General features: G+C 71.3%; 14 protein-coding genes. 12 read left to right on the top strand and 2 right to left on the bottom strand.

All coding sequences use genetic code 11. From position 1 onward, the window contains the following. The first annotated feature begins 9 nt into the window (after positions 1-9). The 7 genes from ABZ899_RS13695 (at position 10) to ABZ899_RS13665 (ending at position 4,773) form a co-directional block, all read left to right on the top strand. Positions 10-957: a type II secretion system F family protein gene (locus tag ABZ899_RS13695; protein ID WP_361345106.1), complete on the top strand. Its 948-nt coding sequence runs from the start codon at positions 10-12 to the stop codon at positions 955-957. A 12-nt stretch (positions 958-969) separates the two neighbouring features. Continuing rightward, positions 970-1,863 carry a DUF5936 domain-containing protein gene (locus ABZ899_RS13690; protein WP_361345105.1) on the top strand — a complete coding sequence of 298 codons (894 nt, stop codon included), beginning with the start codon at positions 970-972 and terminating at the stop codon, positions 1,861-1,863. Positions 1,864-1,873: 10 nt separating this feature from the next. Next, positions 1,874-2,599, top strand: a complete 726-nt coding sequence (locus ABZ899_RS13685; protein ID WP_361345103.1) for a response regulator transcription factor — start codon at positions 1,874-1,876, stop codon at positions 2,597-2,599. A 133-nt stretch (positions 2,600-2,732) separates the two neighbouring features. Beyond that, positions 2,733-2,930 (top strand): hypothetical protein, encoded by a 198-nt coding sequence (locus ABZ899_RS13680; protein WP_361345101.1) that lies wholly within the window; start codon positions 2,733-2,735, stop codon positions 2,928-2,930. Beyond that, entirely contained in the window at positions 2,930-3,547 is a 618-nt protein-coding gene (locus ABZ899_RS13675) for a pilus assembly protein TadG-related protein (protein WP_361345099.1), read from the top strand. Before ABZ899_RS13680 ends, ABZ899_RS13675 begins: the two co-directional genes overlap by 1 nt. A 16-nt stretch (positions 3,548-3,563) precedes the next feature. After that, entirely contained in the window at positions 3,564-4,151 is a 588-nt protein-coding gene (locus tag ABZ899_RS13670) for a hypothetical protein (protein WP_361345098.1), read from the top strand. 7 nt (positions 4,152-4,158) lie between these two features. Then, positions 4,159-4,773 (top strand): OmpA family protein, encoded by a 615-nt coding sequence (locus ABZ899_RS13665; protein ID WP_361345097.1) that lies wholly within the window; start codon positions 4,159-4,161, stop codon positions 4,771-4,773. An 18-nt stretch (positions 4,774-4,791) separates the two neighbouring features. On the opposite strand, the gene ABZ899_RS13660 is transcribed toward ABZ899_RS13665, so the two are convergent. Then, entirely contained in the window at positions 4,792-5,157 is a 366-nt protein-coding gene (locus ABZ899_RS13660; protein WP_361345095.1) for a DUF192 domain-containing protein, read from the bottom strand. Between the two features lie 27 nt (positions 5,158-5,184). Here ABZ899_RS13660 and ABZ899_RS13655 point away from each other — a divergent pair, with 27 nt between their 5' ends. Then, positions 5,185-6,102, top strand: a complete 918-nt coding sequence (locus tag ABZ899_RS13655; RefSeq protein ID WP_361345241.1) for an LLM class flavin-dependent oxidoreductase — start codon at positions 5,185-5,187, stop codon at positions 6,100-6,102. 36 nt (positions 6,103-6,138) lie between these two features. On the opposite strand, the gene ABZ899_RS13650 is transcribed toward ABZ899_RS13655, so the two are convergent. Next, positions 6,139-6,654 (bottom strand): DinB family protein, encoded by a 516-nt coding sequence (locus tag ABZ899_RS13650; RefSeq protein WP_361345094.1) that lies wholly within the window; start codon positions 6,652-6,654, stop codon positions 6,139-6,141. 50 nt (positions 6,655-6,704) lie between these two features. On the opposite strand from ABZ899_RS13650, the gene ABZ899_RS13645 reads away from it, so the two are divergent. From ABZ899_RS13645 to ABZ899_RS13630, 4 genes are all read left to right on the top strand, one after another. Beyond that, on the top strand, positions 6,705-7,490 hold the full coding sequence (locus ABZ899_RS13645; RefSeq protein WP_361345092.1) for a class I SAM-dependent methyltransferase: 786 nt from the start codon (positions 6,705-6,707) through the stop codon (positions 7,488-7,490). Positions 7,491-8,139: 649 nt separating this feature from the next. Beyond that, entirely contained in the window at positions 8,140-8,913 is a 774-nt protein-coding gene (locus tag ABZ899_RS13640) for an isoprenyl transferase (protein ID WP_361345090.1), read from the top strand. Positions 8,914-9,236: 323 nt separating this feature from the next. After that, positions 9,237-10,562, top strand: a complete 1,326-nt coding sequence (locus ABZ899_RS13635; RefSeq protein WP_361345089.1) for a PhoH family protein — start codon at positions 9,237-9,239, stop codon at positions 10,560-10,562. A gap of 438 nt (positions 10,563-11,000) precedes the next feature. Then, complete coding sequence (locus ABZ899_RS13630; protein WP_361345087.1) at positions 11,001-11,693, top strand: transglycosylase SLT domain-containing protein; 693 nt, start codon at positions 11,001-11,003, stop codon at positions 11,691-11,693. Positions 11,694-11,798 lie beyond the last annotated feature (105 nt).

Below are 11,798 nucleotides of genomic sequence, written 5' to 3'. Positions count from 1 at the left end.
ACCCCGCCCATGGACCTGCAGACCCGCATCACGCTCACCACCGGCATCGCGCTGCTGACCTGCGTCCTGGCCGTCCTGGGCGTCCAGGCGTACGCCGCCGGCCGGGCCCGCCGCCAGGCCCTGGTCGAGCGCCTGTCCGCGACCGGCGGGCTCACCGGCGCCGGGGGACGCCGACGCCGCTTCCCCGGCCTGGACCGCCGGCTGCGCCGCACCCGCCTGGGCAGGCGCCTGGAGCTGCGGCTGGCCGCGACCGGCCTGGAGATCACCCCCGGCGAGTTCTTCGTGACCCTGCTGGCCGTGGTGGCCGGCCTCTGGCTCGTCGGGCAGGCGGCCCTCGCCCCCTTCTTCGGACCGATCGCCGGGCTGCTCGGCGTGTGGGCCGCCGTGCAGTTCCTGAACTGGCAGCGGCAGAAACGCATCGAGCGCTTCATCAACCAGCTTCCCGAACTCGCCCGCATCCTCGCCAACGCCGCCCACGCCGGTCTCGCCCTGCGCACCGCCATCGGCCTCGCCGCGGAGGAACTGGAGGCCCCCGCCGGGGAGGAGCTCGCCAAGGTCTCCCACCAGCTGGCGCTCGGCGCCTCCACGGACGACGCGCTCGGCGAGCTCGCCGAACGCCTCCCCTCCCGCGAACTCGTCGTCCTGGTCACCACGCTGGTCCTGTCCAACCGGGCCGGCGGCCAGGTGGTCAGCGCCCTGCGGAACCTCACCGAGACGCTGGAGGAGCGCAAGGAGACCCGGCGCGAGGTCCGCACCCAGCTCTCCCAGGTCAGCATGACGTCGTACGCGGTCCCCGTGCTGGGCGTCGGATCGCTGTTCCTGATGAACGGCGTGAAGGACGGCGCCCTGGACCGCATGACCGGCAGCCCGCTCGGACAGGCGGCCGTCCTCGTCGCGTTCGGGCTGTACGCGCTCGGCTTCCTGCTGATCCGCCGCCTCTCGCGGATCGACGTCTGAGGGGGCCGCGCCATGGGAATCGGACTTCTCCTCGCCACCGTCATGGCCCTCGCCGTCGCCGGTGTCTTCGCCGGCGTCCGCATGTACCGCGCGGAGACGAAACTGCCCGCCGACCTGGCGCTCGCGCTGGAGGTCGGCTCCACCCGCACCGGCGCCGTGGACTCCCTGATCGACCGCATGGGCATGCGCTACGCCCCGGCCGTACTGCGCCTCATGGGACCCAAGCTGGTCGCCCGGTACCGGCGCAGGATCGACCTCGCGGGCAACCCCGGCGGCCTGACCATCGACCGCTACGCGGCCCGGCGCGCCGTGTACGGCTTCCTCGGCGCGCTCGGCTTCCTCGTCTTCCTGCTGCGCGGACAGGTGCTGGTCGCGCTGCTCCTGCTCGCGTTCGGCGCCTTCTGGACGGAGGTCGGCATCTGGTCGGCCATCCGGATCAGGAAGGACGAGATCGAACGGACCCTGCCGGACTTCCTGGACGTCCTCGCCGTCGTGGTCAGCGCCGGCCTCGGCTTCCGGCAGGCCCTCGACCGCGTCTCGAGCCGGTACCAGGGCCCCTGGGCCGACGAACTGCGCATCACCCTGCGCCAGATGGACCTCGGCATGAGCCGCCGCCAGGCGTTCGCGGAACTGCGCCGCAGGAACGACTCCGAGCAGGTGGCGATGTTCGTGACGGCGCTCCAGCAGGGCGAGGAGCTGGGCGCGCCGATCGTCGACACCCTGGTCGCCCTCGCCAAGGACATGCGCCGCACCGACGCGCAGAACGCCCGCCGCAAGGCGGCCCGCGCGGTGCCCAGGGCCACGCTGATGATCACCACCTTCATGGTGCCGGCGACGTTGATCCTGCTGGGCGCGGGCCTGCTGCTCGGGTCGGGCACGGACTTCGGGACGCTGACGGGGGAGTAGGGGGAGGCACATGACCGGCATTCCGGCGCAGGAGGCGCTGCGGATCGTCGTGGCGGACGACGACCCCGTGGTGCGGGCGGGCCTGACCGACCTGCTGTCCGGCCACGCCGACCTGCGGATCGTGGCGGAGGCGGCCGACGGCCACGAGGCCCAGCAGGCGGCCCGCCGGCACCGCCCCGACGTGATCCTGCTGGACGTGCGGACGCCGGGCATGGACGGCCTCACGGCCCTCCCCCAACTGGCCCGGGTCGCACCGGTGCTGATGCTGACCTACAGCCAGGAACCGGAAGCCGTACGGGAGCCGCTGCGCCGGGGCGCCTGCGGCTACCTGGTCCACGGCGAGTTCACGGCGGACGAACTGGTCGCGGCGGTACGCGAGGTGAAGCGGGGCAGGACCCCGCTGACGCCCTCCGTCGCGACCCTGCTCGCGCAAGCAAACGCCGAACGGGCCGCCCGTGCTGGGACTTTGCCGGAACCGCTTTCGCAGGTGCAACCATCTGTGGCACAGTCGTCGTACCGGTCACGGTTCCGATTGAGCAGGAGGGAGGCGGAGATCATGGACCTCATCGCGTCGGGCCTGAGCAACCAGCAGATCGCCGCCACCTGTTTCATCACCGAAAAGACGGTCAAGAACCACATCAACCGCATCTTCGCCAAACTTCACAGCACGAGCCGGGCGGAGGCCGCAGCCAAATGGCGTGGTACGGCGCCGGGTTCACCGTCAGGACGGAGCTGAGGGGCGATGACGCGACGACTGTTTTCGGCCATGGCGCGGAATCGGGCCCAGGGACCCTCTGGCGTTCCGGCCGTTCCCGCCTACGTTTCTCCCCAGAGCGCTCAACGATCGCCGGACACCGGAGGGGACCCCCATGAGCAATTGGATCAACGCGACCGTCGCGTACCTGCGCTCCCGCACCGCACGGGACGACAGGGGACAGACGGCGGTGGAGTACCTGGGCATCATCGCGGTGGTGGTGGCGATCGTGCTGGCGATCACGGGGACGGACATCGGCAACACCATCTACACGGCGATCACCGACAAAATCGCCGAGGTCGTCGGAGGCTGATGCGGCGGTCCCACCGGCTCGGCGACGCTGGGCAGGCTTTCCCCATCTATCTCACGGTGGTGGCCGGCCTGCTCTTTCTTGCGTTCGCCTACCTGGCGGTCGGTCAGGCGGCAGCGAACCGGAACGGTGCTCAGACCGCGGCCGACGCGGCGGCCCTCGCCGCGGCTCTGGACACCCGGGACAAGCTCACGGACGGCTGGTTGGAGAACGTCCTCGACCCCGAGCAGTGGCAGGACATCTTCGACGGTGAGGGATTCCCCCTCGACGGGTGCGGACGAGCGCAGGAGCTGGCGGCGCAGAACAACGCCACCGCGTTCTGCGTTTCGGAACCCGGACTGCCTCCGGGCTACCAGGTCGAGGTCACGACCACGGAGCCCGTCGGCGACTCCATCGTGCCCGGGACAGAGGACATCCGCTCCACGGCGACCGCCACTGCCGTGATCGAGCCGCGGTGCGAGTTCGACCTCCCGGGAGAGGACGCCGAGGACGAGGTCCTGCCGGAACTCAGGTGCGACGACACCGACTGGCAACTCGACCCGGAGAACCTCGACGACCTCCCCGGCCCCGAGGACCTCTTCGACGTCCATCTGACCGACGGGCAAGGCAATGACGAGTGACGAAGGAAGCGGAGTGATGGGCATTCGGTTCACGGCGAGGGGCCGCAGGGTGCTGGTCGCGCTGGCGCTCACGACCGGCCTGGCCCTTGGCGCGTCGGGCTGTGGAGGCGGAGGGGGAGACAGCGGCGACAGGAAGCCGCAGAAGTCCGCTTCGGCGTCGAAGGACGGAGCTCCCGACCCCAGCACGCAGGAAGGGCAGTCCGACACCCCCTTGGCCGAGCTGAAGGGGTCGAACGGGCTCATTCTCCAGATCACCTCCGCGCAACGTGATGCCGGCGGCTTCGTCACCGTCAACGGCACGCTCAAGAACGACGGCGCGGAGCGTGTCACCGTTCCCCCGGCCGTGCGCGGAGACGAGACGGAGATTCTGCGACACGGCATGTCGCTCGGTGGGGCGACCCTGGTGGACAGCAAGGACAAGAAGCGGTACTACGTGCTGCGCGACACCGACGGCCGGCCCCTCACCACCACGGGCTTCACCTCACTCAAGGCAGGGGAATCCCTGGCGGTCTTCATCCAGTTCCCCGCGCCGCCAGCGGGCTCCTCGGAAGTGACGCTGCAGCTGCCGACGTTCGCCGGCGCCCCGATCACGATCTCCGGATGAGCCGCCCATGACCCGCCTCCCCCTCACCCTGACCGCGGTCGGCGTCATGATCGCCGCCCATCTCCTGACCGCCACCACGGCCGAGGCCGACGACGACCCCGTGGTGCCGCCCGGCACCGAGGCGTCCGCCGCCGCGCCCGTCGAGGTCGACGCCAACGACCCGGATCTCAAGCTGCCCGAGGGCGCCACCCTCGCCGCCGCCAAGGTGCTGGACATCAAGCAGGTCGTCGAGGACCAGGCCGGGGAGGAGCGCCGCGAGGACACCAACGCCGACGTGAAGTTCGCGCTCCAGGCCGAGGTGCTGTTCCCCAAGGACAGCGCGAAGCTCACCGGCGAGGCCAAGGCCCGTATCGCGTCGATCGCCGAGGAGATCGGCAAGCAGAACGCCACCCGCATCCGGGTCTTCGGTTTCACCGACAACCTGGGCTCCTCGGCCCACGGCGACGTCCTCTCCCGCAAGCGGGCCAACGCCGTGCAGGGCGTCCTGGAGTCCGAGCTGGACGACTCCACGATCACCTACGAGGTCCGCGGCTACGGCGAGCAGTACCCCATCTCCTCCAACGCCACCGAGGCCGGCCGCAAGAAGAACCGCAGGGTCGAGGTCTCCTTCCCGCGCTCGTGAGGCCGGCGACGGGAGACCTCAGCCCGCCTCGACGGCGACGCGCACCCCCGTCCGCAGACCCCACCCGGCCATCGCTCCGGCCTCCGCCTCCAGCACGTGCCGGGACCGCGGGCGGGGCAGGCCCAGCCGGCCCGGGGGCATGGTGCGGACGGCGATGACGCGCAGGCGCCGGTCGAGGTAGGCGACGTCGATCGGCATGCGCATGCGCACGGTGTGCACGCTCCCGGCCGGCGTGAGCAGCATCGCCCCGTCGACGGAGTCCCGCCCCAGCAGCCCCTTCGTACGGGCCCGGTAGGAAGCGGCGATCTCCAGCGGCACCGTCACCTCGCCGTGCTCTCCGTGGACCGTCAGCGTGCCCCGTCCGTCCTGCCACCGCCGAGCCATCGCGGTCCCTCCCGCCCCTCGCGGATACTGCGTTGTCCTGAGTGCTGCCCGGGTAGGAAAGATGCCATGACCGGACTCGGCGCGGTGTTCCGCCCCCAACTCGCCCCCGAACGACTGCGATCCGTCGCCCGGATCGCCGATGAGACGGGCCTCGAGGAACTCTGGCTCTGGGAGGACTGCTTCCGCGAGGGAGGTGTCTCCACCGCCGCGGCCGCCCTCGCGTGGACCGAGCGGGTGAAGGTCGGCATCGGCCTGCTGCCCGTGCCGCTGCGCAACGTCGCGCTCACCGCGATGGAGGCCGCCTCCCTGGACCGGATGTTCCCGGGCCGGCCCGTCCTCGCCCTCGGACACGGTGTGCAGGACTGGATGGGGCAGGTCGGCGTCCGGGCCGAGTCGCCGGTGACCCTGCTGCGGGAGTACCTCGACGCGCTGCGCGCCCTGTTGCGCGGGGAACGCGTCACGACCGGGGGACGGTACGTCCGGCTCGACGGCGTGGCCCTGGACTGGCCGCCGGACGGGCCGGTGCCGGTCGTCGCCGGGGTGACCGGGCCGCGCTCGCTGCGGCTGTCCGGCGAGGCCGCCGACGGGACGCTGCTGACCGCCTGGACCCCGCCCGAGGGGGTGAGCCGGGCCCGCGGGCTCATCGACGGGGGACGGCGCTCGGCGGGACGCTCCGAGGCCGAGCCGCACCGGATCGTCGTCTACCTGCTCGCCGCCACCGGCCCGGACGGCCCCGAGCGTGTCCGGGCCGAACTGGCCACGGACGGGGTCGCGTCCGTGCCCGGGCTCGGGGTCGCGGGAGACGCGGCCGCCGTCGCCGCGGCCGTGCGGCGGTTCGCGGAGGCCGGGGCGGACACCGTGGTCCTGCAGCCGACGGCCGACGAGCCGGACCCGGAGGGGTTCGTGCGGTTCGTGGCCGAGGAGGTCCGGCCGCTGGTCCCGTGACCCGGCGGCCGTCCCCGCTCTCTCCCGCTCCGCCCGTCACGCGGGCCGGCGGCTGCCCGTCGCCCCGTCGATCAGCTCGCGCACGATGTCCATGTGACCCGCGTGCCGTGCCGTCTCCTCGATCATGTGGACGAGCACCCAGCGCAGGGACACCTCGGTGTCCCGCCAGTCCGGCCGGCCCAGCGCGTCCAGCGGCCGGCCGGCGATCACGCGGTCGGCGGCGGCCCGCGCCCGGCCGTAGAAGTCGATGATCTGCTGGGTCGTCTCGCCCTGGTCGGCCCGCATGTCCTCGTCGCTGTAGGGGTCGAACCACAGCGGTTCGGCCTCACCGCCGAAGCTCTCGACGAACCAGCCGTACTCGACGGAGCCAAGGTGCTTGACCAGCCCCAGCAGGGACGTCCCCGTCGGTGTCATCGGGCGGCGCAGCGCCTCGTCGTCCAGGCCCTCCAGCTTCCACAGGACCGCGTCCCGGTGCCGGTCCAGGCTCTCGCGGAGCACCGCCTTCTCGTCCGCCGTGTACGTCGGGTCCGTCGGATGCGTCGGGTTCGTCATGGGGCGGAAATTATCAGCGGCCACCGACACCGCCCTGCGACCATGACCGCATGGGGCAGCGCAGCAGGTCGTTCGAGGAACTCGTCGCGGAGGGCGCCGCCGTGCCCACCGAGGGCTGGGACTTCTCCTGGTTCGAGGGGCGGGCCACCGAGGAGCGGCCCAGCTGGGGGTACGCCGTGTCGCTGGCCGGCCGCCTGGCCGCCGTCACCGCCGCGCTGGACCTGCAGACCGGGGGAGGGGAGGTCCTCGCCTTCGCCCTCGGACGGGCGCCCGAGGCCCCGGTGCTCACCGTCGCCACGGAGGGCTGGCCGCCGAACGTCGCCGAGGCCACCGCGCTGCTCGCCCCGCGCGGGGTCGCGGTCGTCGCCGTACCGGAGGACGCGCCGCTGCCGTTCGCCGACGCGGCGTTCGACCTGGTGTCGAGCCGGCACCCGGTCCGGGCGCCGTGGGCCGAGATCTCCCGGGTGCTGCGGCCCGGCGGCACCTACTTCGCCCAGCACGTCGGCCCGCGCAGCGTCTTCGAGCTGGTCGAGTACTTCCTGGGACCCCAGCCCGACGAGGTGCGCGACGCCCGGCACCCGGACCGGGAGCGCGCCGCGGCGGAGGCCGCGGGCCTGGAGGTCGCCGAACTGCGCGCCGAGACCCTGCGGGTGGAGTTCCACGACATCGCCGCCGTCGTCCACTTCCTGCGCAAGGTGGTGTGGATGGTGCCGGGCTTCACCGTCGAGGCGTACCGCCCCCGGCTGCGCGCCCTGCACGAGCGGATCGAGGCCGAGGGCCCCTTCGTGGCGCACAGCACCCGCCATCTGGTCGTGGCACGCAGGCCGGGGCCGTGAGCCGCCGTCTTGTCGTCAAACGGTGCAAATCGCACATCGAGGGGGCGAGGGCCGCTTCCGCCCTCCACATCCAAGGAACCTCACCTTGCCCACATTGTTATGAGGGCCGGCTCGCTTTCCGTGCGGCCCTCGCGTAAGTTCAGACCAAGGCAATTCGCGTAAGCAAAGCTGCGCGGTGGCACCGCGCGGTGGAGGGGGCTGCGCGGTGCCCTGCCCTGCTGCGACCCGCCGACGGCCCGGCCCCGGGGCGTCAAGCGGACGTTCGCGGCCGGGGTCACCCCTGGGAGGGACGGCCCCCCGGACGGCCGAGCGGTGCGCACAATCGGCCAAACCCACCATTACCGGCCATGGGGTTTGCGTTCCCCCTGGTCACGGGCCTGCTTCTCGCTGGAGCGCCCTCCTGAGGGATCGTTTTCCCTCGCATCCGGCCGTCGCCGGACGACTCCGGAGCGTAGTTGTCTCGCGCCGATGCACACGGCATCCCTTACGAAGGGTTATGGTGGAAACCCCCCCTCGGGCCGGTCCGTCTCCCCCCCACGGACCGGCCCGTTTTCTGTTCCGGCGACCGCACCCCCGGGACGCGCCCGCCCCGAACCCCGGTACGCTCCATGCGCGGGGACCGCATCCGTACGGAGGGGCTGACAATCACGTGAACCTGCGCGACAGGCTGCGCGGCCTGCTGGTCAGGCTGTACGCACGCCGGGTGGAAGGCCACCTGGACCACGCTCAGGTGCCCAAGCACATCGGCGTGATCATGGACGGCAACCGGCGCTGGGCCAAGGCGGCGGGCTCCTCCACCGTGCACGGGCACCGGGTCGGCGCGGAGAAGATCGAGGAGTTCCTCGGCTGGTGCACCGAGACGGACGTCGAGGTCGTCACCCTCTGGCTGCTGTCGACGGACAACTTCGACCGCCCCCGGGAAGAGCTCGTCCCCCTGCTCGGCATCATCGAGGACGTCGTCCGCACCCTCGCCGCCGACGGACGCTGGCGCGTGCATCACGTCGGCACGCCGGACCTGCTGCCCGGCCCGATGCAGACCACGCTGAAGGAGGCCGAGGAGGCCACCGCCCACGTCGACGGGATACTGGTCAACGTGGCCATCGGATACGGCGGTCGCCAGGAGATCGCCGACGCCGTGCGCTCGATGATCACCGACGCGCACGACAAGGGCTCCTCCATGGAGGAGCTCGCCGAGTCCGTCAGCGTCGACCTCATCGGCCGCCACCTCTACACCGGCGACCAGCCCGACCCCGACCTCGTGATCCGCACCAGCGGTGAACAGCGGCTGTCCGGTTTCATGCTGTGGCAGACGGCCCATTCGGAGTACTACTTCTGTGAGGTCTTCTGGCCGGCCTTCCGCAAGGTCGACTTCCTGCGTGCCCTGCGTGACTACGCCGCACGGCACCGCCGTTACGGCGGCTGACACCGCACTCCCGTGCGAGCGGGCGGGAGCGGACGTCATGAGGAGTTCACCGGCGTGCCGTCATACCCGTGGGCATGGCGGCGGGTGTTCGAGGGCATAGTCCAAGCAGGTCGACGCCCGAACCACGGGTGTCGGATCTCAGCGGACGGCGCCGGAGCCGTCCGCCCGGGAGGCCCCTTGCACCAGCCCGACCGTGCGGTGACGGCACGGAAGAAGCAGTGGAGGGCCGGTCCCCGGCCCGTGCGGTGCGTGCACCGAGGCCGACGACCGGTCCAGCTCCACTCCGTCGCTCCCCGACCTCATCCGAGGGGGTACGTCCTTCCGTGGTGACCAGCACAAAGCGCCACAAGCCCGACCGGCGCACCTATGTTCTCGACACCAGCGTCCTGCTGGCCGACCCGAACGCCCTGAGCCGCTTCGACGAGCACGAGGTCGTGCTTCCCATCGTCGTGGTGACGGAACTGGAGGCCAAGCGGCACCATCCCGAACTCGGCTACTTCGCCCGGCAGGCCCTGCGCCTGCTCGACGACCTCCGGGTCCGGTACGGCCGTCTCGACGCCCCCATCCCCACGGGGGACCTCGGCGGGACCGTCCGTGTCGAGCTCAACCACTCGGACCCCAGTGTGCTGCCCAGCGGCTACCGCCTGGGGGACAACGACTCCCGTATCCTCGCGGTCGCCCGCAATCTGCAGGCCGAGGGGTTCGACGTCACCGTCGTGTCCAAGGACCTGCCGCTGAGGATCAAGGCCTCGTCCGTCGGACTCCTCGCCGAGGAGTACCGCGCCGAACTGGCCATCACGGACTCCTCGGGCTGGACCGGTATGTCCGAACTGACCCTCCCGGGCGAGCAGGTGGACATCCTCTTCGAGGAGGGGCGCGTCCATGTGCCCGAAGCGGCCGCCCTCCCCGTGCACACGGGCCTGACCATCCACTCCGAGCGCGGCAAGGCGCTCGGCAGGGTCACCCCCGACGGCAACGTCCGCCTGGTGCGCGGCGATCGCGAGGCGTTCGGCATCAAGGGGCGCAGCGCCGAGCAGCGGATCGCGCTGGACCTGCTCCTCGACCCGGACGTCGGCATCGTCTCCATGGGCGGCCGGGCCGGCACCGGGAAGTCGGCGCTGGCGCTGTGCGCGGGTCTGGAGGCCGTGCTGGAGCGCCGGCAGCACCAGAAGGTGATGGTCTTCCGGCCGCTGTACGCGGTGGGCGGGCAGGAGCTCGGCTATCTGCCCGGCACCGAGGCCGAGAAGATGAGCCCCTGGGCACAGGCGGTCTTCGACACGCTGTCCGCGGTCACCAGCCGCGAGGTCATCGAGGAGGTCACCGCGCGAGGGATGCTGGAGGTGCTTCCCCTCACCCATATCCGCGGACGCTCGCTGCACGACGCGTTCGTCATCGTGGACGAGGCGCAGTCGCTGGAGCGGAACGTCCTGCTGACCGTCCTGTCCCGGATCGGCGCCGACTCGCGGGTCGTTCTCACCCATGACGTGGCGCAGCGGGACAACCTGCGCGTCGGCCGGTACGACGGGGTGGTCGCCGTCGTGGAGAAGCTGAAGGGACACCCGCTGTTCGCCCACGTCACGCTGAACCGGTCCGAGAGGTCCCAGATCGCCGCCCTTGTGACCGAAATGCTCGAGGACGGCCAGATCTGACGGGTCTGCGCGGTCCTGGGGAGGGCTGCCCAACTTCATAGCGGTTACGCGTCAGTTGGCGCCGTCCGGAAAGGCGAAGAGCCTAGCCGGGCGGCGCCTTGGCGTGTGCCGCTTTCCGGAAAAGCTCAGGGACAAACGGCGTGTGAGCTTTCACACGCAAGACAGAATTGCCTTGCGGTGCCCGGGTGCGGCAGAGTCTCACTCCTGTCAGGCCCCGCATACGACACAGCCGTGCCCCCAGCGGTACGGCGCCACGGCAGCACCACACCAACTGCATAGCGACGTCGTATGCCGCCCGAGCCAACACGCGGTGCTCCCCGCAAGGGAGTTGCCCGGCGGGTCCGCGCCTCCCGTGACCGCGCAGTTGGGAGGCCAGCGTCAGGGGCACGATTGCGTCCGCCAGGGTCACCGAAGCGGGCGATGCTGGAAGGAAACCGTGTGAGTCCGATTTCGGTCAGGGGATTCGCAGTGGCCTCGGCCACCGCGGTCACCGCTGTCGGAAGCGTCGTCGGCGTTGCCTCGGGCAGCACCGCGCAGACCAACGACGCCGAGGCGACGGCAGCCGAGACGACGCTCCTCGCGGACATACCCGCGGGCCAGCAGGCCCAGGTGCAGACGGAGTCCCTGTCGGCGCAGGCGGATGTCCAGGCCATCGCCGCGGACGCGAGCGCCAAGAAGGACGCCGAGGAGGCGGCCCGCAAGGCTGCCGCCCAGAGCGCGATCGAGAAGAAGGAAGCCGCCGAGAAGGCGGAGCAGGCGGCGAAGGAAGCCAAGGAGCGCGAGGCCGCCCAGGCCAAGGCGTCCCGCTCGTCCGCCGACTTCCCGGTCCAGAGCTCCTACACGGTCGCGCAGATCCAGGCGATGGCGCGCCAGATGGTGCCGGCCGACCAGTTCCAGTGCTTCAGCAACATCGTGGACCACGAGTCCAGCTGGAACTACCAGGCCGTGAACCCGTCCTCGGGCGCCTACGGTCTCTTCCAGGCGCTGCCCGGTTCGAAGATGTCGTCCGTCGGCGCGGACTGGCAGACGAACCCGGCCACCCAGATCAAGTGGGGCCTGAACTACATGAACTCGCGCTACGACAGCCCCTGTGGCGCGTGGAGCTTCTGGCAGGCCAACCACTGGTACTAGGCGCTGCCCCGCTCAACCCCGCAACGCCCCTCACCGTCTTCAGGTGAGGGGCTTTCGCGTTGCCGCGTGCCGCCCCTGTAGCGTCGAACCGACGGCTCCGGGGAG

It is taken from the genome of Streptomyces sp. NPDC046859 (assembly GCF_040645135.1).
In the GTDB taxonomy this organism is placed as follows: domain Bacteria; phylum Actinomycetota; class Actinomycetes; order Streptomycetales; family Streptomycetaceae; genus Streptomyces.
Note: the sequence above shows the minus strand (reverse complement) of the source record. Positions and strands in the feature narration are given on the sequence as shown.